We start from the raw sequence: 26,203 nt of genomic DNA, 5'->3' as shown, positions 1-26,203 counted from the left end.
TGAATGTTACGGTTATGCACATTTGCTGAGGCCTTCATTTTTACTGATTTCAGCCTGCCTTAAAAAACCTTTTGATTTATATAACTTATTGATAAATAAAGGTTTTATTTGCTGGGCAAAAAATGCCCGATCTGTAGAGAAGCCGCATGAGCCGGGCGTTTGGTAAGCTAATCCAGTATTTGTTCACAAGGTTATCCACAGCTTTGGTGGATAACCCATGCCAGCCCTTGAAAGACGCGGGCTGGCGAGGGAGGCACGATGAAAGAACCTCGAAATTTTTCCCGTTATCTGAAGCTTGCGCAAAATTTTTTGAGCAATGGTAGGTTGCCAGCTTTGTTGGCAGCAACAACCCGCAAGATCGCCAAGAAAGGCCCGGCGCTGAGCGGTTTGAAACAAGACCTAACACTGTTGCAAAGCCTGTGCATCGCTTGGTGGCGTGGCGAGTACCGCGCGGTAAGTAGCGAAGCGTTACTGGCGTTCGTGGGGGCGTTGTTATACTTCGTAACACCCCTCGATGCGTTACCCGATTGGATCCTCGGCATCGGTTTTGTCGACGACATAGCCGTGCTCGCCTGGGTTCTGCGCAAATGGTCGGACGAGTTGCGCATGTTTCGTCTATGGCAGTCGCAACAGCCTGCGGAAAAGCTCAAGCGCATTGAGCACTTGCCTGAGACGCCACCGCTGGAGATGGAAGAGCTCAAACCCTGAGCTCATTGCGCCCGGAAAACCAGTCCCCCGGCTAAATTGTCGACCCGCAAAGTTGTTCAATGACGCCAAGCAGGCCTCCGTTCACGCTTATTAGTTGTACGGGCTGCTAAGATGTTGATAAGCGGATGCAAATATTTATCAAACACTGCACTTTTCGTGAGCGTCGGCTTTGCGTTAGTAGAAGTAGCAGGGTGGAGAGTTGAACATGAGTGTGCAAGTTATCTCGCGTGACGGTGAGCCTGAATATGCGGTGATTCCATGGGCGCATTATCAGGCGTTGTTGCAAGCTGCCGGGAGTCTTCAGGTTGTTGCTGAACCTGTATCCAATGATGTTTCCGCACTGAGCCAGCTAAGCAGTCTGCGCGAAGCCAAGGGCATGGACATTGACACCCTGGCGCGCGCCGTTGGCATCAGTCCCCATTACCTGAAAATGATCGAAAGCGGCGAGCGTGAGCCTGATGCGGCGATTCAGCGCGCCTTGGCCTGGAACCTTGGCATTGAGGGTTGGGAGGCGAACTCTTGAGTGTTCGAATTACTCGTCAACACTATGATGCGTTATTGACTGCTCTCGACGATGCCCGACGGCAGCGTCACCTCCTGACCTACCGTGCATTGATCGAGCGTTTGGCACTGCCTGCGCCCGCAATGCAAACCCTGACTGCTGCACTTGAGCACCTGGCGGCCTTGGATGCACAAGCGGATCGCCCGCTACGCAGTTCACTGGTGATCAGCCAAGGTGCCAGCCGCCTTCCGCGTACCGGTTACTTTGACTGCGTTACACGTCTTGGCCGTTTCAGTGGGCCGACCGATGGTGTGGCGGCAGCTTCATGGCATGCCGCTGAAGTGGCACGGGTCTTTGAGTTTGATTACCCGCCGGAGCATTAAATGCTGCATAAACTGCGTGCTCGGTTAAGTTACTGGCTAGCCCGCCGCTTGTTCCACTGGCCATGGTTGGTCAAGCAGCCGCGCGGCTGGCAATGGCTCGAAGGTCAGTTTGCACGGATGGCCAACTTGGGTGACGTGCAGGCGCAAAGTTTCTATGGGCACATCCTGTTGTTTCGCGGCCAGGGCTTGGGCGCACGGGAAGAGGGCGTGCGTCTGTTGCGATTGGCTGCGACGGCAGGCGATGCCAAGGCGGCCTATCAAATGGGGCTGCTGAGCCTAAAGGGCGATACTCGCCAAGCTCCGGATGCCAGCCAGACGGCCCATTGGTGGGCCTTGGCTGCGGCCGCAGGCCATCCGCTTGCAGCCCAGCGCTTGTCTGAACTCTACCGTGATGGGGCACCGGGTCTAGCCGCAGACCCGGTGCAAGCAGAGCACTTTGCGATGCGCGCAGAATCGTTGGGCCTATAGCCGCTAATTGCCCGTTGAGTGCGCTGATGTAGCGACTCCGAGCTTGAGGGCATGATCGCTGGCTTTGTTAGTGAGCTTTCCAGCGCTTGGAACTGTTCGCAAGTTGTTGGCGCAAGGTTTCTAGGGTGGCGGACAACTCAAATGTCAGCAGCACATAACCGCCCATGCCCGATGCGGCGGCAGCTTCCAGTGCGAGCATCTTTTCGGGCTTGTGATCAGCTTCATTTAGCATTTTTGCCGAGCCCAGACGCAGGGCACGTGCCATGCCGAGCAACAACACCCGGATGCGCTTGTTTTCAGGCGCCAAGGTCGACTGCAGTAACTCCAAACCTTTGCTGTCGCCAGCCTCAGGGCGCGTATGAGCGAGAATTTCCAGGGTACTGATGCACATGCGCAGGCTGCGCTGGATTGCATCCAGGCGCGTCATGGAGACATGCATCTCCTTTGATGCAGATGGCATCAGCGAGCGTTGTTCAACCATGCGTTTGTTCAAGCGGCTGATCAGCTTTTGGTGCTCATCGTCGGTCACTGGCAAGCCGGTGATGATGCGCCGATGAATAGTGGCGCAATCGCGCAGGGCGCCCGATAAGTTATAGCGCCACGAGTAGAAGGCATACAGCGGCAGGGCGAATGAGAATATCAGGGCCAAGGCGATGCCGATGAGAATATTGACCCCGCGCCAGATACCATCGCTGACCGGGTTTTCGCCGTGGCCTGCGACCACAAACAAAGTGATTGCTGCCAGCAGGGCTGTATAGCCGCCTTTGCCAATTGCATGATAGGCAAAGAAGCCGCAGCAAATGGACATCAAGACATAGGTGAGTCCGGCTAGCTCCATGTAGTTATGCTGGATCACCAAGAGCAAGCCAAGGCCTGCGCCAATCAGTGTGCCGACGGCCCGTTCGGCAGCCTTTCTGCGGATATTGCCATGGTGCTGGAGGCCGCCAATGACCACCAGCATGGTCACTGAGGCCCACTCACCGTGGGGCAGATTGAAACCCGTGGTTAACAGAATCGATGCGAGCAGGCCCACCGAAATACGCGCTGAGTGAATCAGTCGGGCATTGCGGTAACGTCGATAAGGATCTGTGATGGGGCGTGCGATTTTGCGCATTAATGCGCTGATAAAAGATGTGCGCAAGTTACCGGCCTTGGTAGAGAGTATTTCTGGTGCCGCCGATCATGCTAGTCGGCAGGACAATCTTAGCGCAAGCCGGGCCTGTGTCGCAGCACCATCGGTTGCCTGCGCCTCAGGCCGATATTTTTTGTGCCTCAATCACATGAAAGCTATAGCCGGGAATGGCCTTGGCGTGATGCTTGGCTTCTGAGGCCAGGGCTGCCAACTGACTTGCATCCAGGTCGGCAGCGTATTGCGGTGTCACCTGGACTATGCCTATGGAGATCGAGAGCAAGGCAAACTCCTGGCGCGTGCCGTGGCGGTCATGGGAGACGAAGCAACCGGCATTCAGATCTTCTTCGCGGTAAAAGCGCCGGCACTGATTCTGGAAGGTTTCAAACACCCTGCTCAGTTGTTTGCGCCACTGCTCTGAACTCAATACCAAAAGAAAGTCATCACCGCCAATATGCCCAACAAAATCGCGGGTTGGGTCGACGCATTCACTTAGGCATTGCGCGAGATACAGCAGCACTTCGTCGCCCTTGGCGTAACCGTACAGGTCGTTGAAAGGTTTGAAGTTATCAATATCCACATAGCACACCACAGCAGGTCTGGCTTGTTGCAGCAGGCGTGTGAGGCACTGCTGAATAGGGACGTTGCCGGGTAGCATGGTTAGCGGGTTGGCATGCTTGGCTTGCTGGATTTTCAATTCGGTAATCAGCTTGAGCACATCGATCACCCGGCCAAGCCCTTGGTAGCGGCCGTTGAGGGTAATGATGAAGTCTTCTTCAATACGCTGCCGTGCACGGCTGGTCAGCAGGCGGCTGACCTTTTGCAAGGATTGGCTCACTTCAACACTGAGAAAATCGGTGCTCATCAACCGGCTGATGGGCTTGCGGGCAAACAATTCGGCGGCAAAGGGTTTGAGCAGGGCATCGGCAAACGCGTGGCGATGGACAATGCCAACGGGCTGCTTGTGTTCATCAAGAACCGCGAGGGAGTTAAGGTTGGCTTGCAGGCGAAAAGCTTCGAGTACCGCGGATGTAGAGGTATCGATAGTCACCGCAGGTTGTTCGTTAAGCAGGGCGCAGAGGTCGCTGTCATCTTCGCTGAGCGTGGCCGGTGAGCTGTGCAATTGCGGCAGCAATATGCGTGCGTCACGCGGCGGTTGTTCTTGTGGTCGACACAGTAGATAACCTTGGAGCAGGTCGACACCCATTTCGGAAAGTACTGCCAGTTCCTCCTCAAGCTCGATACCTTCGGCAATCACGGTGGCGCGTGATGCTTGGGCCATCTTGAGGATGGAGCCGACAAACTCACGCTTGACCGAGTCGAGATGTATGCCATCGATGAAGTGGCGGTCAATCTTCACATAGTCGGGTCTTAACTCGGACCACAGTCGCAGACTTGAATAGCCCGCGCCAAGGTCATCCAGCGCAATTGAGAAGCCCATGGCGCGATAGTGATGCAAGGCGTTATCGAGCAGGGCAAAGTCTTCGGTAGGGGTTTGTTCGGTGAGTTCTATCACCACATTGTTGGGCGATATGCCAAAGGCTTGCAGCAACTGCAGTGTGCGACCAGGGCGGTGGTTGGCTTCGAGCAACGAGTCGGGGGAAACGTTGAGGAACAGCTTGCCCTCGAGCTTTTGTTGACTGAAGTGCTGGCAGGCGCTTTTGCGGCAAGCCATTTCCAGTTCACTGAGGCGGCCAGCTTGACGCGCCACGCTGAACAAGTTGATCGGCGAGTGCAGGGCACTGTTGGAGGGGCCACGAGTCAGGGCCTCATAACCGACGATGCGTCGCTCAGATAACGAGACGATAGGCTGAAAGAGGCTATGCAAGTCGCCGTGAGCGAGGATGTGGTCCAGCGTGCTCAACTGCTCGGTGACGGTCATTTAGAGTCTCGGTGTCAGAAAAAACAAAGGGCTGATAGTGATATCAGCCCTTGATTTTGCGACAAATTAGTGACTCTTTAATGACAGCTCGGCTCAACCTCAAGCGCGAGCCAGCTCAAGCCCGGTTCCGAGCTTGAGCTGGTGTGCATCACTTTTTAACCAGCGCTGAAGTCAGGTTCAGGTAGTCGAGCAGGATCTGCCCGGCTTCGCTGAGGAAGGCATCATCTTCGGGCTTGGTTTTCTTGTCCTCGACCGCAACGCTGTCTTCATCGACTTCCTTGAGCTTGGTTAGCGGCTCTTCGCCTTTAGCCTTGCGCAGCTTGTTTTCGATGGCCAATTGCTCACCCTCGATCTGCTTGTGCTGTGCCCGGCGCGTAACTTCATTGAGGCTGACTTTGGTTTCTTTCATCAGCTTTTGCGCAAGCGCCAAGCGTTCACGAGAGAAGGTGAAGTCCGGGTTGTTCGCTGTACGCGCTTCATAGTGCTCCTTGAGGCGCACCAGGTAAGGTTTGAACGGGTCACGCTCGGGCTTGATAGCCGGGCTGATGGTGTCCCAAGGCATGGCTTCTGGCAGTGCGCTTTCGCCAATTTCCTTGGTGTCCATCACATCGGGATAGGCGATATCAGGCAGTACGCCCTGATTTTGGGTGCTTTGCCCCGAAACCCGGTAGAACTTGGCCAGGGTCAGCTTTAGCTCGCCGTGGTTCAGCGGCTGGATGGTTTGCACCGTGCCTTTGCCGAAGGTCTGGCCACCGATGATCAGAGCACGATGATAGTCCTGCATGGCCCCTGCAAAAATCTCCGATGCCGAGGCGGACAGGCGGTTGACCAGCAGCACCATTGGGCCTTTGTAGAAGATTCCTGGATTTTCATCGTTAAGCACATCAACCCGGCCATCGCTGTTGCGCACCAAGACTGTTGGGCCTTGGTCGATAAACAGGCCAGTCAGCTCGGTGGCTTCTTGCAGAGAGCCGCCGCCGTTGTTGCGCAGGTCGATGACCACGCCATCTACTTTTTCTTTGTTCAGCTCTGTCAGCACGCGCTTAACGTCACGCGTGGTGCTCTTGTAGTTCGGGTCGCCAGCACGGAATGCTTTGAAATCCAGATAGAAGGCCGGAATTTCAATGACCCCGAGCTTGTAGTCACGACCGTCGTGCTTGAGCTTGAGAATCTTTTTTTGCACCGCTTGATCTTCAAGCTTCACCGCTTCGCGGGTAATAGTGACGATCTTGCTTGTTTGGTCGTTGGGTGCATTGCTTGCTGGAATCACCTCAAGGCGAACCTTCGAGCCTTTGGGGCCACGAATCAGCTTGACCACTTCGTCCAGACGCCAGCCGATGACATCAACCATTTCGTCATCGCCCTGGGCGACGCCAATGATTTTGTCAGCAGGCTTAATTTGCTTGCTCTTTTCCGCCGGGCCAGCTGGAACCAGGCGCACGACTTTGACATTGTCGTTGTCGCTTTGCAGAACTGCGCCAATGCCTTCGAGCGACAAGCTCATGTTGATGTCGAAGTTTTCCGCGTTATCCGGTGACAGATAAGAGGTGTGCGGATCGTATGACATCGCAAAGGCATTGATGTAGGTCTGGAAGATATCTTCGCTGCGGGTTTGATCGAGGCGAAGCAACTGACGCTTGTAGCGCTTGACCAGGGTTTCCTGGATGGTCTTGGTGTCTTTTCCTGCAATCTTCTGGCGCAGTACTTCGTCCTTGACCTGGCGCCGCCAAAGATCTTGAAGCGCTGCTTCGTCTTTGACCCAGGGTGATTTCTCTCGATCGAGAGTGAGCGTTTCATCGACGCTGTAGTCGATCTTGTCGACGCCTTTCTCAAGCATGGTCAAGGCAGCGTTGAGACGGCTTTTCAAGCGATCGAGATGGCGTTTGTACATGACAAAGCCGGGCTCAAGGTTGCCGCTTTTGAGAAAGTCATCGAACTGGTCTTTCCACTTGTCGAACTCGGCGATATCGGCGGCAGTGAAATAACTGCGCTGAGGATCGAGCATCTTCAAGTAGCCCTCATAGATGATTTCCGAACGGGCATCATCAAGCGGAGGCTTGCTGTAGTGGTGGCGCTTGAGCAGCTCCACTACGTTGAGGCTGGCAATGACTTGTTCGCGATCAGGCGTCAAATAGTCCCAGCTGTGATCGCTGGTGGTCTTTGCTGCCAAAGGCAATGCACTCAATCCGAGGGCAAGGGCGAGGGTGGCGCTGATAAATGAACGCTTCATGCTGATTCGACGTAGGGGCTGTTGATAAAGCATATTAGGCCATCTTTAAGGGCGCCGAGTTCCAACGGCGCAATGCAAAAGCCCGACAGTCGTGCCGGGCTCGGTTCAATTGCACTATGGAGGCAGCGTGAAGGCATTGCAAGGCGTTGAAGGCAGCACTGAGTGGTTAGACATCACATCCCCATCATGCGATGTGGGTGAAATTCGCATAAAAGTGGCGGCTGCGGGGCTCAATCGAGCTGATTTGCTGCAGCGTGCCGGGCTGTATCCGCCACCACCTGGAGCCAGCGTCGCGCTTGGGCTGGAGTGCTCTGGAGTGATCACCGAAGTCGGCGCAGGCAGTGACTGGCAAGTGGGAGACCGGGTTTGTGCATTGCTCGCCGGCGGCGGCATGGCTGAGGAAGTGGTGGTTGATGGTCGCCATGCATTGCCTGTTCCTGACGGTGTATCACTGCACGAAGCGGCGGCTATCCCCGAGGTGTACGCAACGGCCTGGCTCAATCTTTTTCAGTTGGCGGGGCTCAAGCCGGGTGAAAAAGTGCTGCTGCACGCAGGCGCCAGTGGTGTGGGTTCAGCGGCAATCCAGTTGTGCAAGGCCTTCGGCAGCCCGTGCTGGGTGAGTGTCGGTACGGCTGATCGCTTGGTTTATTGCGAATCGCTGGGTGCGCAAGGCGGTGTTTTACGCGGTGAAGAAGGGCCGCAGGCATTGCGTGATTTTGCCCCCTTTGACGTAATTCTCGACCCGGTTGGCGGCAAATATGCAGCGCTGAACCTTGAGTTGCTGGGGCTGGATGGGCGCTGGGTGAATATTGGCCTGATGGGCGGGCGCAAGGCTGAGCTGGATATGACGTTGCTGTTAAGCAAGCGTGTGCAGCTCGTGGGATCGACTTTGCGCAGTCGCGATGACCAGTTCAAGGCCGATCTGATGAGTGATCTTGGCCAGCAGGTCTGGCCATTGTTTGGCGAAGGGCGGCTTAGCCCGCAGTTGGTACGCAGTTTCCCGATTGCAGACGCTGAAGCGGCCTTTGCCGAGCTTGCGGGGAATCAGGTAAATGGCAAATTAGTGTTGGTGATTGATCCAAGCCTCGCCTGATCATCGTTCAGCCCGGTAATGCTGTTTGGCTGAGGCCAATTACGGTCTGTTGCAGGGCATTGGTTTGATCTGAAGGGATCAGCTGGGTTTTCGGCAATCGAGGACTCAGCTTATCTCTATGTTTTTAAAAGATTTAACTATGGTTCGATTGAGTCTCTCAATCAGCACTATGGGGTCAATCAATAAGACCTTTCAGGATTCAGTGGGTACTCTTTGCAGGGTAAATTTTCAACCCTCCCAAGGAGTTCATCGATGTCTTATATCAATAGCGAAGTTAAGCCGTTCAACGCCACTGCCTATCACAACGGCGCGTTCGTTGAAGTCAGTGAAGCCAACCTGAAAGGCAAATGGTCGGTCGTATTCTTCTACCCAGCCGACTTTACCTTCGTCTGCCCAACCGAGTTGGGTGACCTGGCTGATAACTACGCTGAGTTCCAGAAGCTGAATGTTGAAATCTACGGCGTGTCGACTGACACCCACTTCACACACAAAGCCTGGCACGACACCTCTGACACCATCGGCAAAATCCAGTACCCACTGATCGGCGACCCAACTGGCACCATCACTCGCAACTTCGGCGTGATGATCGAAGAAGCCGGTTTGGCTGATCGCGGTACTTTCGTCATCGATCCAGAAGGCAAGATCCAGATCGTTGAAGTCAACGCAGGTGGCATTGGCCGTGATGCACAAGAACTGCTGCGCAAAGTAAAAGCTGCTCAGTACGTTGCTGCGCATCCAGGTGAAGTTTGCCCGGCTAAGTGGAAAGAAGGCGAAGCCACTCTGGCGCCATCGCTGGATCTGGTCGGCAAAATCTAACTCTGTTTTGCGAGTCGCCAGCTAATTGGCTGGCGCTTTCAATGACAGGTGAAGGCTGAGGTGTATAGGCGCCTCAGTAGCTGGCAAACAGCTGGTCGACACATTGTTGATCAGCTTACAAGCGCCTGGGCGCGATCCGTCCGGGCGTTTTTGTCTCTGAAATTCGTATAAAGGGAAGTCAAATCATGTTGGACGCCAATCTGAAAAACCAGTTGAAGGCTTACCTGGAAAAGGTCACCCAGCCGTTCGAGATCGTCGCGTCCCTCGATGACAGCGATAAATCCCGTGAACTGCATGGCTTGCTTGAAGATATTCGCAGCCTTAGCGACAAAATTACCTTGAAGACCGATGGCACTGATGCACGCACGCCGTCGTTCTCGTTAAATCGCCCTGGCGCCGATATCAGCTTGCGTTTTGCCGGTATCCCGATGGGACACGAATTCACCTCGTTGGTGCTGGCGCTGCTACAAGTCGGCGGGCATCCATCGAAATTGGCTGCTGATGTGATTGAGCAGATCAAGGCTATCGAAGGTGAGTTTAGCTTTGAAACCTACTTCTCGCTGTCCTGCCAGAACTGCCCGGATGTGGTGCAGGCGCTGAACTTGATGGCGGTGCTGAACCCGAATATTCGCCACGTAGCGATCGACGGGGCGCTGTTCCAGGCTGAGGTTGAGCAGCGCCAGATTATGTCTGTACCAAGCATCTACCTTAACGGTGAACTCTTTGGTCAGGGGCGCATGGATGTCGAGCAGATCCTGGCCAAGATCGACACCGGTGCCGCCGCGCGTGATGCGGAAAAACTCAACAGCAAGGATGCCTTCGACGTATTGGTCGTCGGTGGTGGTCCCGCTGGAGCTGCAGCAGCGATTTATGCCGCGCGCAAAGGCATTCGTACCGGTGTGGCCGCCGAGCGTTTCGGCGGTCAGGTGCTCGATACCATGGCCATCGAAAACTTTATCTCGGTGCAGGAAACAGATGGCCCGAAAATGGCCCGCGCCTTGGAAGAGCATGTGCGCCAGTACGAGGTCGATATCATGAACCTGCAGCGCGCCAGCGCACTGGTTCCGGCCAGCACAGCAGGTGGCTTGCACGAGGTTAAATTCGACAGCGGCGCATCGCTCAAGGCCAAGACGGTGATCCTGGCCACTGGCGCGCGCTGGAGAGAGATGAATGTGCCCGGTGAGCAACAATATCGCGGCCGTGGTGTAGCCTATTGTCCGCATTGCGATGGCCCATTGTTCAAGGGCAAGCGCGTGGCTGTGATCGGTGGCGGCAATTCGGGCGTCGAGGCGGCGATTGATCTGGCCGGTATTGTTGCTCACGTCACTTTGATTGAATTCGACAGCCAGTTGCGCGCCGATGCGGTGTTGCAGAAGAAGCTCGCCAGCCTGGCCAACGTGACCATCATCAAAAGCGCTTTGACCACTGAAGTACTGGGTGATGGCCAGAAGGTCAATGCCTTGGTTTACCAGGATCGCAACACCGATGAACGGGTGACTGTCGAGCTGGAAGGCATCTTTGTGCAAATCGGCTTGCTGCCAAACAGTGACTGGCTCAAAGGCGCGATCGAGTTGTCACCACGAGGTGAAATCATCGTGGATGCCAAAGGTCAGAGTAATGTGCCGGGTATTTTTGCCGCAGGTGACGTGACCACGGTGCCTTACAAGCAAATCGTCATCGCCGTGGGTGAGGGCGCCAAGGCTTCATTGAGTGCTTTCGATCACTTGATTCGCAGCGTTTAAACCAACGCTGTAAGCACCATCCAAAGCGGGTGACCAGAAATGGTTACCCGCTTTTTTGTGTGAATGGGTTTTGTTTTTGTCGAGCGGTGCCTGGCGAGGGATTCAGCTCCAGTCATTGCGTTGGTTAATGCTCAGCTAGACTTGCCTCGTCGCGCTTGATTTGTATTGGTTAATTTAAATTATGGGCTTAATATAAATATAAGATTATGATCGTAATATAAATTGCGAGATAGTCACTCCATCGGCTCGATCGCAGCCATTTCAAACTGAGGAAGCAGCAATGAATCAACCTACGAACAAAGGCACTGCCTTGATCACTGGCGCATCCTCAGGGATTGGCGCCACCTATGCACAGCGTCTGGCTGCACGCGGTTATGACTTGCTATTGGTGGCGCGTGACCAGCAACGGCTCGATGCGCTTGCTGAAACCCTGCGCCAGGAATCTGGGGTTAAGGTTGAGGTGCTCAGGGCCGATCTGACTGACAACGCTGATCTGCAGCGTGTTGAGCAGCGTTTGCGCACGGACTCAAGCATCAGCATGTTGGTCAACAATGCCGGTGTTGCGATCAATGGCACGTTGGCTGAAGGTGACGCGGCCAAGGTCGATACCTTGATTCAGTTGAATATTGTGGCCCTGACCCACCTGTCTGCGGCAGCGGCGGCAAGCTTTGGCGCGGCAGGGCGCGGCTCAATCATCAATCTCGCTTCAGTGGTTGCATTGATTCCCGAGATGTTCAACGCGGTCTACAGTGCCAGCAAGGCCTATGTGCTGAGCTTGACTCAAACCATGCAGGCGGAAGTCGGTAAGGTTGGAGTGCAGGTCCAGGCGGTTTTACCCGGCGTTACCCGTACGGAAATCTGGGAGCGTTCAGGCATGGATGCTGCGGCCTTGCCCCCTGAGATGATCATGGAAGTTGGCGATATGGTAGACGCTGCTCTGGCAGGTTTTGACCAGGGCGAGCTGGTGACTATTCCATCGCTTCCGGACGCGGCAGACTGGCAGGCAGTGGTCACTGCGCGGACCAAGTTGGGGCCGAACCTGTCGCGCAATCAGGCGGCAGCCCGGTACAAGTAGCTCGATACGCTTGAGCTGGCTTCTACTCCGAGCTAGCTCAAGCGCTTTGTTTGCGCTGCTCAATAGGCAAGGATCAACTGGCTTCGACCTGCTCCAGTAACTGTTTGCGCGCGGTCTTGAGCAGCCGTTCTGATAGTTCGGGATCACTGACACTGCGCGCCAGAACCAATGCGCCGATCACCGTAGAAAGCAGGACCACGCTTTGTTCGGCGGCATTGTCGCCAGGTAGACAACCTTCGATGGATTTCAGGCGCTTTTGTACCAGCTGATCGGTAACCGGGCTGGGCTGGCCACGCTGGCCAAGCTCCGCTGACATGGTTGGCAGCGGGCAACCTTCTCCCGGATTGGCGCGATGGGCGCTGGACAGATAACCACGAATAAATGTGGCCAGCGGCGCTTCACCGCTAAACAGCTGCTGTGTGCGATCGCTGAGTTGCTCGGCGCTGTGGGCCAATGCAGTTTCAACCAGTTCATCCTTGGACTTGAAGTGCGCATAAAAGCCGCCGTGAGTCAGTCCCAGGGTTTTCATCAAGGGCTGCAATCCGGTCGCACCAATGCCGTCACGTCGAAACAGGCGCGCTGCTTCTTCAATGATGCGCTGGTGGGTTTTGGCCTTGTGATCGTCCGAGTAACGCATAATTTGCCTCACGGGTTCTTTGCATGCTGATCGACATATTAATTGACCCTGCACCCTTTGGGTAAAAGTTAATGGCCAGGGCCGTGATTGGTGTTTTTAGTTGGGGTTGCCCAGGATCAAGCAGGTGGTTGAGCCAACGGCGTAGAGGCGATCATCGACATCATAGATGCGTCCTTCGGCGATTGCCGTTGAACGGCCCAGATGCACGATGCGGCCCTCGGCGCGTATCGGGCCGACTTTATCGGTCAAGGCGCGTGTATAGCTGATGCGCAAGTCGGTGGTGGTATAGCCCTGCCCGCGTTGCAAGCGGGTATGAATCGCGCAGCCCATGCAGGAGTCGAGCAGTGTCGCGGCATAACCACCGTGCACGATGCCCAATGGGTTGTAATGGCGGGCATCGGGCGAGCCTTGGAACAAGAAAAAGCCCTCTGCCCATTCAATCGGCACAAAATCGACCAAGTGTCCGAAAGGCGGGCAGGGCAATTGCCCTTCGCCAATGCCATTGAAGAACTCGGCTGGTGACATTTCACTGACCTGGGCCAGGTTCATGCTGCCAGGCGCGGCGAGCTTGCTGCGGGCGACTTGCTCGGCATCAATCCAGCTTGCCAGTTTTTCTTCTCGGGAAATGTTGTCCATCTAGCGGCCCTCTGCGGATGTTGGATAAGTCGATTGCTTTATTAAATTACATGTGTAATCTAATTGTGTAAATTATAGTCGTAATATAAAAGTATCCAAGGCTATCTGATCATCAGTCCGAGCCATTGCTTACAGGAAAACTGTCATGCACAGCGCCGTTAAACCTTCGCGCAAGCTTCTCGTATTACTGATGGCGCTCACCGCATTGGGTGAGATCTCCACTCAGTTGATTATTCCCGGCCTTTCTGCAATCGAGTGGGTGATGGCGGCCAAGCCCGGCAGCAGTTTGCTGGCGTTGTCAGTGTTCGTGGCTGCTTTTGGCATGGGACAACTGGTGCTTGGTCCGCTGTCTGATCGACTGGGACGACGCCCGATCCTGTTCGCGGGGTTGCTGGTTTATCTGTGTGCGACCTTTTGGATGTTGCTGGCCAACAACATGGTTGAGTTTATTGCAGCCCGCGCTTTACAAGGTCTAGGTGCCTGTTCGGCCTTGGTCATAGCGCGAGCTATTGTGCGTGATGTATGGCAGGCCGAGGCGGGCCCGGCATTGGCCATGACCGTGATTGGCATGCTTTGCGCCATTGTGGTTTCCCCGGCATTAGGTGGCTTGCTGGTGCGTTTCGGTGGTTGGCAGGCGCCTATTCTGATGGCCTTGCTGGTTGCTGGCGCAATTGTCCTCTCCGTGTTGTGCTTTTACCGGGAAAGCAACCGGCAGCTTGATCCTCAGGCGGGAAGGCTGACCAAACTGCTCGCCAACTATGCCGATTTGCTCAAGGATCCTTCCTTTCGGGCCTTGGCCCTGACATTGGCGTTTACCTACGGTGCGATGTTTGCGGTGATCGCCGGTTCATCAGCTGTTTATATCGGCCTGTTGCACCTGAGCCCCAGCCAGTACGGGATGACCATCAGCGCGATTGTGGCGGCCTTGATTGCTGGCGCGTTGTTTACCCAACGCAATATCAGCCGTTTAGGGCCGGACAAAATCGTCAGTATTGGCGTGAGCCTGGCGGCCCTTGGCGCGGTTGCGACCCTGGTCATTCATCAAGGCTTTGGGTTGTCGGTGCTTGGGCTTTCGCTGCCGCAGGTTTTAGTGACGCTGGGTGGCGGCATGGTGCTGCCCGCAAGCGTTGCGGGGGCGGTAATACCCAATGCTCACAGAGCAGGCTTGGCAGCAGGATTCATGGGGTTTGCACAGATGGCCGGGGCAACCTTCAGCGGTGTGTTATTGAGCGCCCTGCAAGATGGCAGCGCCTGGGCTATGGTCTTTCTCAATGCCAGCTTCGCATTTATTGCCTGGTCGCTGTTCCACCTGCTGCAACGCCGGCGCAGAGCCGCCGAGCTTGCAGTGCAATGATCCCTAGCTGTGTTTCTAAGGTGCCGTTTGACGCTGAACATCAGCAATTGTGAAGGTAATCGACATGAGTGAAATGTACGACGTGGTGATTATTGGCGGTGGGCCTGGCGGGTATAACGCAGCCATTCGCGCCGGGCAGCTAGGGTTGAAGGTCGCCTGCGTCGAGGGTCGTGAAACCCTTGGCGGCACCTGCCTTAATGTCGGCTGCATGCCATCGAAGGCCTTGCTGCATGCCTCCGAGTTGTATGAAGCGGCCAGTAGCGGCGAGCTGAATAAGCTGGGTGTTGAGGTGCAGCCGACCTTGAACCTGGCGCAGATGATGAAACAGAAAGATGCCAGCGTCAGCGCGCTGACCAAGGGGGTCGAGTTTCTGTTTCGCAAGAACAAGGTTGATTGGATCAAAGGCTGGGCCAAGCTCGACGGGGTGGGCAAGGTCAGCGTCAGCCATGCAGACGGTAGCCAGAGCCAGTTGCAGGCTCGCGATATCGTTTTGGCCAGCGGCTCGGAGCCAACACCGCTGCCGGGTGTGACGGTCGATAACAAGCGCATCATCGACTCCACCGGCGCCCTTGAACTGCCTGAGGTGCCCAAGCATTTGGTGGTCATTGGCGCTGGAGTGATTGGGCTGGAATTGGGTTCGGTTTGGCGCCGCTTGGGCAGCAAGGTGACTGTGGTTGAGTATCTGGAGCGTATCTGTCCCGGACTGGACACAGAAACAGCCACCGCGTTGCAACGCACCCTGGCGAAACAAGGCGTGGGCTTCAAACTGGGCACCAAGGTGATGGCTGCGCAAAGCTCGGCCAGCGGTGTTGAATTGAATATCGAGGCTGCTGCGGGCGGTTCGAGTGAAGTCTTGCAGGCCGATTATGTGCTGGTTGCCATTGGCCGGCGGCCCTACACAGAAGGCCTTGGGCTGGAGACCGTTGGCCTAAGTACCGATAAACGCGGCATGCTCGGCAATCAACAGCAACGCAGTGAAGTGCCAGGTATCTGGGTTATTGGTGATGTCACCTCGGGGCCGATGCTTGCGCACAAGGCAGAGGAGGAAGCCATTGCCTGTATCGAGCGCATTGCGGGCCATGCCGCCGAAGTGAATTACGGTGTGATTCCCAGTGTGATCTACACCAAACCCGAGGTTGCCAGCGTTGGCAGCAGCGAACAGGCGCTAAAGGAGCAGGGGCGTGCCTATAAAGTCGGCAAGTTTCCGTTCACGGCCAACAGCCGGGCGAAAATAAATCACGAGGCCGAAGGGTTCGTCAAAGTGCTAGCGGATGAGCGCACCGATCAGATTCTCGGCGTACATATCATCGGTCCAAGCGCCGGTGAGCTGATTGCTGAGTATTGTGTGGCGATGGAGTTTTCAGCCAGCGCCGAGGATATTGCGCTGATTTGCCACCCACATCCAACGCGTTCGGAAGCCTTGCGTCAGGCGGCGATGAGTGTGCACGGCTGGGCCATGCAAGCCTAGAAAACTAGGTTGGACGTAGTTGACGAAAGCCCGCCAGGCCAAGCCTGGCGGGCTTTTTAGGCTTTACAGACCAAGCGCCTTGGCCAGGCCTGCGCCGTAGGCTGGGTCAGCCTTGGTGCAGTTGTCGACGTGGCGTTGCTTGATCTCATTCGGTACACCGTCCATGGCGCGCGCGGTGTTTTCGAACAAGGCTTGCTGTTGCTCCGGGCTCATCAGGCGGAACAGATCACCCGGTTGCTCGTAGTGATCATCATCAACCCGGTGATCCCAGGCCTTGGCGTCGCCATCGAGTGGCAGCGCCGGTTCGGCCAAGGCTTGATGGTCGGCCCATTCGCCTTGGCTGTTGGGCCAGTAGGCGATTTTCGAGCCGAGATTGCCATCGGTGCGCATATGGCCATCGCGGTGGAAGCTTTGATGCGGGCAGATCGGCGCATTGACCGGGATGTGGTTGAAGTTGACGCCCAGGCGATAGCGCTGTGCATCGCCGTAGGAGAACAGGCGCGCCTGCAGCATTTTGTCCGGCGAGAAGCCAATGCCGGGCACGATATTGGCGGGCGAGAAGGCGGCTTGTTCAACTTCGGCGAAGTGATTTTCGGCGTTGCGATTAAGCTGCATGACACCGACATCGATCAATGGGTAGTCGCCGTGTGGCCAGACTTTGGTCAAGTCGAACGGGTTGTGTTTGTGATGGCGCGCCTGGTTTTCAGTCATGACCTGGATGCGCAGCTTCCAGGACGGGAAATCACCGGCTTCAATGCTCTCGTAAAGATCGCGCATGCTGCTTTCGCGGTCTTTGCCGACCACGGTTTCAGCTTCGGCGTCAGTCAGGTTTTTGATGCCTTGCAGGCACTCGAAGTGAAACTTGACCCAGACCCGCTCATTGGCCGCATTGAGCATGCTGAAGGTGTGGCTGCCAAAACCATGCATGTGCCTGAAGTCTTTCGGGATGCCCCGATCGCTCATGACGATGGTCACTTGGTGCAGCGCTTCCGGCAGCAGGGTCCAGAAGTCCCAGTTGCTGGTGGCGTTGCGCATGCCGGTGCGCGGGTCACGCTTGACCACGTGATTGAGGTCAGGGAAGCGCATTGGATCGCGGAAGAAGAACACCGGCGTATTGTTGCCAACCAGGTCCCAGTTACCTTCTTCGGTGTAAAACTTGACGGCGAAACCGCGGATATCCCGTTCAGCGTCGGCGGCGCCACGTTCACCGGCAACGGTTGAAAAACGCAGGAACAGCGGGGTTTCCTTACCGACCTTGGAAAACAGTGCGGCGCGGCAGTATTGGCTGATGTCGTGGGTTACGGTGAAGGTTCCGTAAGCGCCAGAGCCCTTGGCGTGCATGCGTCGCTCGGGGATGACTTCACGGTCGAAATGCGCCAGTTTTTCAATCAACCAGATGTCTTGCAAGAGTGCCGGGCCGCGAGGGCCAGCGGTTTGGGTATTGAGGTTGTCGACTACTGGGGCGCCGGTGGCGTGGGTCAGGCTTTTCTCGGTCATTGCTGAGTTCCTAGTTATTGAGTTGACTCTGCAGTTGAAGCGCTTGAAAAACGGCTGAAGCTAAAATTTCCAGAGGCTTCATGAAGCCATGTTGCTGATCTTTACAGTGAGTGGCTAACACTCAGCCTAGTCAGCTTTGGGCAGGGCTTCTACTGTCTATTGGTATACGTCCTTAGACTAGACAGTCTTTGTTGCTCAAGATTACGTATGGCGTTTTCTTCACATCCATTTCATCGGCTTTTCACACACCAAGTCATAGCGTAGTGCTCCTGATAACAGGAGCTGTCAATGCCATTAGTGTCTCGAAAAAACATCATAGGCCTAGCCGCCATTGGCATTGCAGCCACCGCTTTTGCCAGTATTGATGCGCGGGCGGTTCATCAGCCAAGCAGCTCAGTTGCGGTTCAGCATCAGCAGCAGTGGGCTACGCAGGTGGATAAACACTTCAACCTGTATCGGATGACCCCGGGCTTGTACCGTAGCGCATTGCCTGATCGAAGCGATGTCGCGACGCTGCAGGCTGCCAGGATCGGCACTGTTGTCAGTTTCATCAAGGATGATGACAAACAATGGCTTGGTGACGCGCCAATGCGCACGGTGAACATTGCACTGCATGCTGATCGCGTGACTGACGCCGATGTCATTCGTGTGCTGCATGTGCTTGAGCAGGCGCAGACAGATGGCGCGGTATTGATGCACTGCAAACATGGTCGTGACCGTACCGGCTTGATGGCCGCGATGTATCGCATGGTTATCCAGGGCTGGAGCAAGCCTGAGGCATTGAGTGAGATGCGCAGCGGTGGTTACGGCAATCCCCAAGAAATGGAAGATGCGCTGGATTACCTTGAGCAGGTAGATCTAGCAGCCATTCGTGCGGCGTATCGGGCAGGTAAGTGCAGCACAACGCTATTCTCGACCTGCTACGCCAAAGCGTGGTTGCAGAACGTACTGGCATTCAATAACTAGTTGCTATCGTCCCAGCCATCAAGCCTGGCGCCACTTGTGCGACTGGCGTCAGATCAGGCCCTCGGCTCGTCGGCAGTTCTTGCAAGCACCATGCTTGACCTGTTGCTTCAGTTATAGGGTGAATTTAATAGACGACTGGTCTATTCTTTTGAGCCAGAACTTTTGATAGGTAGTGCTGCTTTGCACTGTGTGAGTTTGACTTCAGGGTATTTTAGGCATTGGATTTGAATGGCAGGGTGCCAAAAATTCGCTGCTTTCCCTGTCTTACCAGAGCAGAGGACAGCTCGCTGTGTGAGCCCTGTCTTTGGATTTAACCAATTTTATGTGAGGTCGCCATGCACACACTTTCGATCAATGGACGTGAGCAACAGGTGGATGTGCCCGGCGATATGCCGCTGCTCTGGGTGCTGCGTGATGTGCTTGGGATGACGGGCACCAAGTTTGGATGCGGGATCGCCCAGTGCGGGGTTTGCACTGTACACCTTGATGGCAACGCCGTGCGCTCATGCGTACTGCCAATCAGCGCGGCGGTTGGCCATGAGATCAGCACCATCGAGGCAGTTGGTGAAACCGAGGTCGGCCAGAAAGTCCAGGCTTCCTGGCTTGAGCATGAAGTGGTGCAGTGCGGTTATTGCCAGTCTGGCCAAATAATGTCCGCCGTGGCCTTGCTTGAGAAACAGCCTGACGCGGATGACGCGGCAATTGACGCGGCCATGGCTGGCAATCTTTGCCGCTGCGCGACTTACACCCGTATTCGTGCAGCCATCAAAAGCGTCAGCCAGGCTTAAGGAGCGATTTATTCATGGAAAAGCCACACTTTAAATCTTCTCGTCGACGCTTTTTGCAGGGCAGCACACTGGCCATGGGCGGGCTGGTATTGAGCACCTGGTTGCCGCCACTGATTGCGCGTAGTGCGGCTGCTGATGCCGTAGCGCCGGGGCGTCTCGGTGAACAAAGTCCAAGCGGTTATGGCGCTTTTGTGCGGGTTGGGCATGATGGCCGGGTGACGGTGATTTCACCCAAGATTGAAATGGGCCAAGGCACTCATACCGGCATCGCGATGATGGTTGCCGAAGAGCTTGAAGTCAGCCTTGATCAGGTTGAGGTGGTCGATGCGCCGCCAAACGCCGAGCTGTATACCGACCCACTTCTGCAGTTTCAGGCTACCGGTGGTTCAACTGCGACACGCGCTACCTGGGAGCCGTTGCGCCAGGCTGGTGCAACTGCGCGAATCCTGTTGATCCAGGCCGCTGCGCTGGGTTGGAAGGTTGCGCCAAGCCAGTGCCACGCAGAAAACGCAGTGGTGTTTGGCCCCAATGGCTTGCGAGCAGGCTATGGTGAGCTGGTCGATGCAGCCAGCGCTTTGCCGGTTCCGGTTGCAGCTGATGTGCCACTTAAGAAACCTGAGCAGTTCAAGATCATCGGTAAACCGCTGCAGCGTGTCGATACGCCAAACAAGGTCAATGGCAAAGCCAAGTTCACCATCGACATCAACGTCCCTGACATGCAAATCGCTTCGACACTCACTTGCCCTGTCTATGGCGGTACCTTGCGCAGTGTTGACGACAGCGCCGCACGTAAAGTGCCGGGGGTGCGCGATGTGGTCAAGCTGGACAACGCGGTCGCGGTGATCGCCAGTAATTACTGGGCCTGCCAGCAAGGGCTCAATGCCCTGAAAATCGACTGGGACCTTGGCGCCAACGCTTCGATCAACTCGGCTGAGCTCGACCAGGCCCTGCAAGACGCCAGCAGCCGTGACGGTGTCATTGCCCATAAAACAGGCGATATCGCCGCCAGCTTAAAGTCGGCCAGCAGCCAGTTTGAAGCGGTTTATGAGCAGCCATTTCTGTCGCATTCGCCACTCGAACCCATGACCTGCGTGGTTCATGTTCGCCCTGACGCCTGTGATCTGTGGGTCGGCACCCAGGTGCCAGTGTTTGCCCAGCAGACCGCAGCACAAGTCACAGGCTTGGCCCCTGAACAAATTACCGTGCATAACCAGCTGATTGGTGGTGCTTTTGGCCGGCGGCTTGATTTTGACTTCATTACCCAGGCAGTGGCCATTGCCAAGCAGGTCAACTATCCGGTGAAGATGATCTGGAGCCGGGAAGAGGACATGACCCACGACATGTACCGTCCTCATTATGTTGACCGCATCAATGCTGCTTTCGACGGCGACAAGCTACTGGGTTGGCAACATCGCATCGCGGGTGCTTCGGTATTGGCCCGTTATGCTGGCAGCCTGCCGGAAAACGGCGTGGATGCAGACGCCGTCGAAGTGGCCATCGAGCCCCTGTACGCCATGGACAACTTGCAGGTGCATTACATCCGCGAAGAGCCAAAAACCATCCCGGTTTCCTGGTGGCGCGGGGTGGGGCCATTACGCAGTACCTATGCGCTTGAGAATTTTATCGATGAGCTGGCGCACAACGCCAAGGCTGATCCGCTGGAGTATCGCCTCAAGCTGATGCAAAACCAGCCCCGCGCACAAGCGGTGCTGAAAATGCTCGCGGAAAAAACAGATTGGAAAACGCCGCTGCCTGCTGGACAAGGCCGTGGTTTGGCGGTGAGTGCCGTGTTCGGCAGTTTCGTCGCGACCCTGGTCGAGTTGGAGATGCAGGGCGACAAGGGTGTGCGTATCAAGCGCCTGGTCAGTGTTGTCGACTGTGGCCTGGTGACGAATCCGACCTCGGTCATGGCGCAGATCGAAGGGGGCACCTTGTTTGGCTTGTCCGCTGCCTTCTTCAACGAGATTTTGCTTGAGCAGGGGCAGGTCCAACAAACCAACTTCCATAACTACCGGCAGCTTCGTATCAGCGAAGTGCCAGGTGTGGAGGCGCATTTGATGCCGAGTCTGGAGTTGCCCGGTGGTGTGGGCGAAGCCGGTACCGCGCTCATTGCGCCAGCGTTGGTCAATGCTCTGCATGCCGCTTCTGGTGAGCGGGTGCGACGCTTACCGCTGACCCGTGCGGGCTACTACCTTGTTTAAGGATGAACTCATGAACGCTTTGAAAAACATCCTGATGCTTATGGGCCTGACCTTCGTTTCTGGTGGGGTGATGGCTGCAGGCACCGATACACAAACCTCGGCTGATGCGCTGGTCAAGAAGGGTGCCTACCTGGCCAAGGCTGCAGATTGCGTGGCTTGCCACACTACCGAGAAGGGCAAGCCCTTTGCCGGTGGCGTCGAATTCGAGTTGCCTTTTGGTTCGCTTTTTTCGCCGAATATCACCCCCGATGTCGACACCGGGATTGGTGCCTGGACTGATGACGAATTCGTCAGTGCGCTGCAAGAAGGTGTGGGACGCGACGGTAAACACTATTACCCGGCATTTCCTTATACTTCGTACAGCTTGATGCCAAGGGATGAAATCCTGGCAATCAAGGCGTATTTGTTCAGCTTGCCTGCGGTCAAGCAGGCGCCGATTGAAAACAGCTTGTCGTTTCCATTCAACCAACGCTGGGGCATGTTCTTCTGGAATGCGCTGTTTCTCGATAACCAGCGGTACGAGCCGGATAGCAAGCAGTCGGCCGAGTGGAACCGTGGCGCCTACCTGGTGCAGGGGCCTGGCCACTGTGGTGAGTGCCACACGCCGCGCACCCTTTTCCAGTCGCTTGACTCGGATCAAGCCTTGGCTGGTGCGCCTATCCAGGGTTGGCAGGCCTACAACATAAGCTCTGATCCGCTGTACGGCATTGGCGCTTGGTCGGTTGATGACCTCACTCACTACATGGCCAAGGGCTATGCATCTGGCTATGGCTTTGCTGGCGGGCCAATGGCTTCAGTGGTTGAGCACAGCTTGAGCCAGCTGACCCCGCAAGACCAGAAGGCTATCGCCGTCTACCTGAAAAGCACGCCAGCGCAAAGCAGCGGGATTGCCCGCGCGGTAACCGACGACCTGAGCGCCAGGGCCGTGGTGGTTGATGATCTGGGCAGCAAGGTTTTCGCTGAAGCCTGTGCCGCGTGCCACCGCTGGGACGGCGAGGGTAACCAAAGCCCGACCGCCAAGTTGGCTGGGTTGAAGACAGTTAATGATCCGACGGCGGCGAACTTGCTTGGCGTCTTGCTCAATGGTCATCGCAATGCGGGTGCGCCGGTCGATCAGCGCATGCCGAACTTTGCCAAGGGCTACAACGACCAGGAACTCGCGGCCGTGAGTACCTTCGTGCTCAAGCACTTTGGCCAGAGTGACGGCGTGGTGACCCCTGAAACCGTGGCAGAGCGGCGCAAGGTGCAAAGCCACTGATCTGACTAACAGCGACCCAAACCAGGCGCCGGGCCTCTGATTCAGAGCCCCGGCGTTTTTATAAGCGCTTATCAGCGCGAATGTTGATTGGTTATTGAGTGAAACCGAGCAGTTGCTTGGTGCTATTGTTTGGGAGCAAGCGCCTCTTTGAAAAATGTAGCGCGGTCGTTTTTCACTGGGCGTAAATATGTTCAGCGCGAGAATAAAACCATATGGCTCATGAACATCATTCCATCGTCATTATTGGTGCAGGCTTGTCTGGTATCGGCATGGCTTGTCATCTCGCCCGGGAGTGCCCGGACAAGCGCTTCAGCATTATCGAGCGCCGTGACAATATCGGCGGCACCTGGGATCTGTTTCGCTATCCTGGCATTCGCTCGGACTCGGATATGTTCAGCTTCGGTTACCGGTTCCGCCCCTGGAATGAATTGAAAGTGCTGGCCGATGGCCCTTCGATACGCCAATACATCAGCGAAACGGCCGATCAATATGGCATCACCCAACATATCCAGTTCGGCACTGATGTAAGCGCTGCCGACTGGTCGAGTGCTGAGCAGCGCTGGACGCTAAAGGTGCAGGACAATGCCAGCGGCCAGACCCGGCATATCAGCTGCGACTTCTTGATTTCCTGCACCGGTTATTACAACCATCGCAGCGGTTATCTGCCGGATTTTCCCGGTATCGAGCAGTTCAACGGCCAGTGTATTCACCCTCAGCACTGGCCAGAGCATCTCGATTACCAAGGCAAGCGCATTGTGGTGATTGGCAGCGGTGCGACGGCAGTCACGCTGGTGCCGGCCATGGCTGAGAGCGCAGCCCATATCACCTTGTTGCAACGTTCGCCTTCGTATATTTTTTCGGTACCGGGGCAGGACAAGTTAAGTGCCTTGCTGCGCCGTTTCCTGCCTGAATCCTGGGTCTACACGCTGGCGCGCAAGCGCAATATCCGCCTGCAGCGCTGGATGTTCAAAGCGGCCAAGCGCTGGCCGAATAAAGTCCGTGCAGTATTGCTCAAGGGCGTGCGGAAACAGTTGCCCGATGATTTTGACATGCGCCATTTCAGCCCGAGTTATAAGCCCTGGGATGAGCGCTTGTGCGCCGTGCCTGATGGTGATTTGTTCCGCGCAATCAGCAATGGCAAGGCCTCGATTGTGACGGATCGAATCAAGTCCTTTACCGAGCGGGGCATTGCGCTTGAGTCCGGCCAACAGCTGGATGCTGATATCATCATTACCGCAACGGGTTTGCAGGTGCAGGTACTGGGCGGTCTGGCATTGAGCCTGGATGGCAAGCCTTGCTTGCTCAACCAGCACCTGACGTACAAAGGCGTGATGGTGGACGATGTGCCAAACATGGGCTGGATATTTGGCTACACCAATGCGTCCTGGACCCTCAAGGCTGATATTGCTGCAGCTTACTTTTGTCGCCTGCTCAAGCACATGGACCAGCACCAGTATCAAGCCGTGGTGGCGCACGATGCCGAGGGCTGCGCTGAAAGTGAATCGATCATGGGTGCGCTGCGCTCTGGCTATGTACAACGTGCCAATGAAGTCCTGCCGCGCCAAGGCTCGAAGTTGCCGTGGCGACTGCTGAACGATTACGCCCGCGATTCGCAGATGTTGCTTGATGAGCCGGTTGCCGATCGCTATTTGCGATTTTCCCCGGCCAATGCTGTGCACTCGTCGCTCAAGGCTGAGCTGCAATTGCGCTTTTGACAGGCCGCACTGTAGCCTGTCAAAAGCGCTTGCTTAGCGCTGAGCGATCCAGTGATCGTGAATGGCCAGCGCCGCCGGTTTGATGGCGGCAACGCTCTGGGCATGAAGCGCCATGTCGAGGTCGGGTGCCGGTTCAAAGTTGTCCTGCTCGGCGCACAGCGAGATGGCCTGGAACTTGGCCGTCAGGGGGGCAGGCAAGTCCGGCCAGTTGGCCAGTGCGGCGCCTCGCAGGTAACCAAAGCACCACTCTTCAGCCAGCGGCAGTGATTGCCCTTGATGCTCGGTTTGCTCAAAACGCGGATTGAATGCCTGAGGGCTCATCGCCAGTTGGCTGGCAAGGCTGTTCATGTGGCGTACGCACAGCTCGAGGAATTGCTTGGCTTGCTCGGGGCTGCTCCAGTCCGGCGTTTGTCCGCCCCATATGGTCGGGAACCACTCACTGATATCGACCTGGGCGGGGCTTGAGACCAGCGCCGTGAAATACCCATCGAGCTCGGAGCAATTGAGTACGCAATTATCATCGCCGTATTCGAGCAGGGTGTGTTCGATAAAGTCGAAGTCGGCAGCAGTGAGAGGTTGGTCTTGCATGGCAGTGCTCCGCTAACAACAGCATCAAGGGCTGTGTTGAAAAATGTCTGGCTAGAATGGCGGTCTTGGCCGGTTTTATCCAGTCTCTGTTTGCCGATTGCTGCAGGATTTGGGGCCGAGAAGCCTTGGGTGAGGGCACATGAGCAATCGCCAGCACCATCTATCTCTTTACACTGAACTCAATCTATTGAGCCGCTGTCTGTCTCTTGTCGGCCCGCCGGGTGAGTAGTAGGCGGAGCAAAGGGCTACCTGGTCGCCCATGCATACACCTGCGCGAATTTCTGCACTTAACTTGGCCGATTTATTTGCGCGCCCGTTTGCTGGGTTTCATTCGTTTGTCATGTGAAGATATTGCCTCATGTCCCTATTTAGCCATTCCCTTGTTCGTGTTCACCCATTCAAGCACCGCGCACTCAGTGCTTGTGTACTCGGCGGCTTGCTTATCGCTGGCGCGCCAGTACAGGCCGAGGAGCCCGCTGCCAATGCACGCTGGGTGAGCGATAGTCTCAATACCTATGTGCGCAGTGGGCCTACCGATGGCTACCGTATTGTTGGAACCCTGGCCTCTGGGCAAAAACTTGAGCTATTGAAAACTCAGGGTGATTACAGCCAGGTGCGCAGTGAAAATGGCGACACAGTATGGATTCCAAGTCGCGACCTGCAAGATGTGCCGGGCCAGGCCGAGCGTTTGCCGCAGTTGGAACAAAAGCTGGCCGAGTTGACATCTGAACTGGCTGGCATTGATGAAACATGGAAGACCCGGGTGCAGGGCATGCAGGAAACCATGGATGCGCGCAAGAAGCTGATCGACGAGTTGCAGACCGCGCGAACCACCCAAGAAACTGCCTTGAGCCAGGCGCGCTCTGAACTGCGCGAAGCGAGATCGCAACTCGGCAATGAACAACAGCAGGTATTGATGCGTTATATGGTTTACGGCGGCGGTATTGCCGGCGTTGGCTTGTTTGCTGGATTGATCTTGCCATCATTGCTGCGTGTTCGGCGCAAGCGCAATGACCAGTGGTTTTAAACTGGATTAGTTAATATCTAGCGTTCAGTTGCGGCAGTTG

23 protein-coding genes are annotated in these 26,203 nt (G+C 55.9%); 16 read left to right on the top strand and 7 right to left on the bottom strand.

What is annotated here, in order from left to right:
* Nucleotides 1–258 precede the first annotated feature (258 nt).
* The 4 genes from AACY26_RS08575 (at nt 259) to AACY26_RS08560 (ending at nt 2,061) form a co-directional block, all read left to right on the top strand.
* Complete coding sequence (locus tag AACY26_RS08575) at nt 259–708, top strand: YkvA family protein (protein WP_339512960.1); 450 nt, start codon at nt 259–261, stop codon at nt 706–708.
* A 205-nt stretch (nt 709–913) separates the two neighbouring features.
* The gene (locus AACY26_RS08570) at nt 914–1,231 is read left to right on the top strand and encodes a helix-turn-helix domain-containing protein (protein ID WP_339512959.1); all 318 of its coding nucleotides are present in this window, start codon (nt 914–916) and stop codon (nt 1,229–1,231) included.
* Nucleotides 1,228–1,593 carry a hypothetical protein gene (locus AACY26_RS08565; protein WP_010484977.1) on the top strand — a complete coding sequence of 122 codons (366 nt, stop codon included), beginning with the start codon at nt 1,228–1,230 and terminating at the stop codon, nt 1,591–1,593. Before AACY26_RS08570 ends, AACY26_RS08565 begins: the two co-directional genes overlap by 4 nt.
* Entirely contained in the window at nt 1,594–2,061 is a 468-nt protein-coding gene (locus AACY26_RS08560) for a sel1 repeat family protein (RefSeq protein WP_339512956.1), read from the top strand.
* 67 nt (nt 2,062–2,128) lie between these two features.
* On the opposite strand, the gene AACY26_RS08555 is transcribed toward AACY26_RS08560, so the two are convergent.
* The 3 genes from AACY26_RS08555 to AACY26_RS08545 all read right to left on the bottom strand — a co-directional run bounded on the left by AACY26_RS08555 (nt 2,129) and on the right by AACY26_RS08545 (nt 7,302).
* Nucleotides 2,129–3,175 carry an FUSC family protein gene (locus AACY26_RS08555; RefSeq protein ID WP_339512954.1) on the bottom strand — a complete coding sequence of 349 codons (1,047 nt, stop codon included), beginning with the start codon at nt 3,173–3,175 and terminating at the stop codon, nt 2,129–2,131.
* A 136-nt stretch (nt 3,176–3,311) separates the two neighbouring features.
* Entirely contained in the window at nt 3,312–5,072 is a 1,761-nt protein-coding gene (locus AACY26_RS08550) for a bifunctional diguanylate cyclase/phosphodiesterase (protein ID WP_339512952.1), read from the bottom strand.
* Between the two features lie 148 nt (nt 5,073–5,220).
* Nucleotides 5,221–7,302 (bottom strand): carboxy terminal-processing peptidase, encoded by a 2,082-nt coding sequence (locus AACY26_RS08545; protein WP_339512950.1) that lies wholly within the window; start codon nt 7,300–7,302, stop codon nt 5,221–5,223.
* A gap of 127 nt (nt 7,303–7,429) precedes the next feature.
* On the opposite strand from AACY26_RS08545, the gene AACY26_RS08540 reads away from it, so the two are divergent.
* The 4 genes from AACY26_RS08540 (at nt 7,430) to AACY26_RS08525 (ending at nt 12,028) form a co-directional block, all read left to right on the top strand.
* Nucleotides 7,430–8,395 (top strand): zinc-binding dehydrogenase, encoded by a 966-nt coding sequence (locus tag AACY26_RS08540; protein WP_339512948.1) that lies wholly within the window; start codon nt 7,430–7,432, stop codon nt 8,393–8,395.
* Between the two features lie 252 nt (nt 8,396–8,647).
* A complete protein-coding gene (ahpC, locus tag AACY26_RS08535; RefSeq protein WP_087516284.1) occupies nt 8,648–9,211 on the top strand; it encodes an alkyl hydroperoxide reductase subunit C in 564 nt (187 codons plus the stop codon).
* 185 nt (nt 9,212–9,396) lie between these two features.
* A complete protein-coding gene (gene ahpF / locus AACY26_RS08530) occupies nt 9,397–10,953 on the top strand; it encodes an alkyl hydroperoxide reductase subunit F (RefSeq protein WP_339512945.1) in 1,557 nt (518 codons plus the stop codon).
* A gap of 280 nt (nt 10,954–11,233) precedes the next feature.
* On the top strand, nt 11,234–12,028 hold the full coding sequence (locus tag AACY26_RS08525; protein ID WP_339512943.1) for an SDR family NAD(P)-dependent oxidoreductase: 795 nt from the start codon (nt 11,234–11,236) through the stop codon (nt 12,026–12,028).
* Nucleotides 12,029–12,101: 73 nt separating this feature from the next.
* Here the strand turns inward: AACY26_RS08525 and AACY26_RS08520 are convergent, their stop codons facing one another.
* Together AACY26_RS08520 and AACY26_RS08515 are read right to left on the bottom strand one after the other, a co-directional pair.
* Nucleotides 12,102–12,665 (bottom strand): TetR/AcrR family transcriptional regulator, encoded by a 564-nt coding sequence (locus AACY26_RS08520; protein WP_339512942.1) that lies wholly within the window; start codon nt 12,663–12,665, stop codon nt 12,102–12,104.
* A gap of 96 nt (nt 12,666–12,761) precedes the next feature.
* The gene (locus AACY26_RS08515) at nt 12,762–13,301 is read right to left on the bottom strand and encodes a PaaI family thioesterase (protein WP_339512940.1); all 540 of its coding nucleotides are present in this window, start codon (nt 13,299–13,301) and stop codon (nt 12,762–12,764) included.
* A 145-nt stretch (nt 13,302–13,446) separates the two neighbouring features.
* On the opposite strand from AACY26_RS08515, the gene AACY26_RS08510 reads away from it, so the two are divergent.
* Complete coding sequence (locus tag AACY26_RS08510; protein ID WP_339512938.1) at nt 13,447–14,655, top strand: MFS transporter; 1,209 nt, start codon at nt 13,447–13,449, stop codon at nt 14,653–14,655.
* Nucleotides 14,656–14,719: 64 nt separating this feature from the next.
* The gene (lpdA, locus tag AACY26_RS08505; protein WP_339512936.1) at nt 14,720–16,123 is read left to right on the top strand and encodes a dihydrolipoyl dehydrogenase; all 1,404 of its coding nucleotides are present in this window, start codon (nt 14,720–14,722) and stop codon (nt 16,121–16,123) included.
* Nucleotides 16,124–16,186: 63 nt separating this feature from the next.
* Here lpdA and AACY26_RS08500 read toward each other — a convergent pair whose 3' ends face one another.
* Nucleotides 16,187–17,620 (bottom strand): catalase, encoded by a 1,434-nt coding sequence (locus AACY26_RS08500; RefSeq protein WP_339512934.1) that lies wholly within the window; start codon nt 17,618–17,620, stop codon nt 16,187–16,189.
* Nucleotides 17,621–17,908: 288 nt separating this feature from the next.
* On the opposite strand from AACY26_RS08500, the gene AACY26_RS08495 reads away from it, so the two are divergent.
* The 5 genes from AACY26_RS08495 (at nt 17,909) to AACY26_RS08475 (ending at nt 24,548) form a co-directional block, all read left to right on the top strand.
* The gene (locus AACY26_RS08495) at nt 17,909–18,586 is read left to right on the top strand and encodes a phosphatase domain-containing protein (RefSeq protein ID WP_339512932.1); all 678 of its coding nucleotides are present in this window, start codon (nt 17,909–17,911) and stop codon (nt 18,584–18,586) included.
* A gap of 335 nt (nt 18,587–18,921) precedes the next feature.
* Nucleotides 18,922–19,374: a (2Fe-2S)-binding protein gene (locus AACY26_RS08490; RefSeq protein ID WP_339512930.1), complete on the top strand. Its 453-nt coding sequence runs from the start codon at nt 18,922–18,924 to the stop codon at nt 19,372–19,374.
* A gap of 14 nt (nt 19,375–19,388) precedes the next feature.
* The gene (locus AACY26_RS08485; RefSeq protein WP_339512928.1) at nt 19,389–21,575 is read left to right on the top strand and encodes a xanthine dehydrogenase family protein molybdopterin-binding subunit; all 2,187 of its coding nucleotides are present in this window, start codon (nt 19,389–19,391) and stop codon (nt 21,573–21,575) included.
* A 10-nt stretch (nt 21,576–21,585) separates the two neighbouring features.
* A complete protein-coding gene (locus tag AACY26_RS08480) occupies nt 21,586–22,833 on the top strand; it encodes a c-type cytochrome (RefSeq protein ID WP_339512926.1) in 1,248 nt (415 codons plus the stop codon).
* Between the two features lie 212 nt (nt 22,834–23,045).
* Nucleotides 23,046–24,548 carry a flavin-containing monooxygenase gene (locus AACY26_RS08475; protein ID WP_339512924.1) on the top strand — a complete coding sequence of 501 codons (1,503 nt, stop codon included), beginning with the start codon at nt 23,046–23,048 and terminating at the stop codon, nt 24,546–24,548.
* Between the two features lie 33 nt (nt 24,549–24,581).
* Here the strand turns inward: AACY26_RS08475 and AACY26_RS08470 are convergent, their stop codons facing one another.
* A complete protein-coding gene (locus AACY26_RS08470; RefSeq protein ID WP_339512922.1) occupies nt 24,582–25,136 on the bottom strand; it encodes a UPF0149 family protein in 555 nt (184 codons plus the stop codon).
* A 358-nt stretch (nt 25,137–25,494) separates the two neighbouring features.
* Here AACY26_RS08470 and AACY26_RS08465 point away from each other — a divergent pair, with 358 nt between their 5' ends.
* The gene (locus tag AACY26_RS08465; protein WP_339512920.1) at nt 25,495–26,163 is read left to right on the top strand and encodes a TIGR04211 family SH3 domain-containing protein; all 669 of its coding nucleotides are present in this window, start codon (nt 25,495–25,497) and stop codon (nt 26,161–26,163) included.
* The last annotated feature ends 40 nt before the right edge of the window (nt 26,164–26,203 follow it).

This window comes from Pseudomonas sp. RL_15y_Pfl2_60, from assembly GCF_963970595.1.
In the GTDB taxonomy this organism is placed as follows: domain Bacteria; phylum Pseudomonadota; class Gammaproteobacteria; order Pseudomonadales; family Pseudomonadaceae; genus Aquipseudomonas.
Note: the sequence above shows the minus strand (reverse complement) of the source record. Positions and strands in the feature narration are given on the sequence as shown.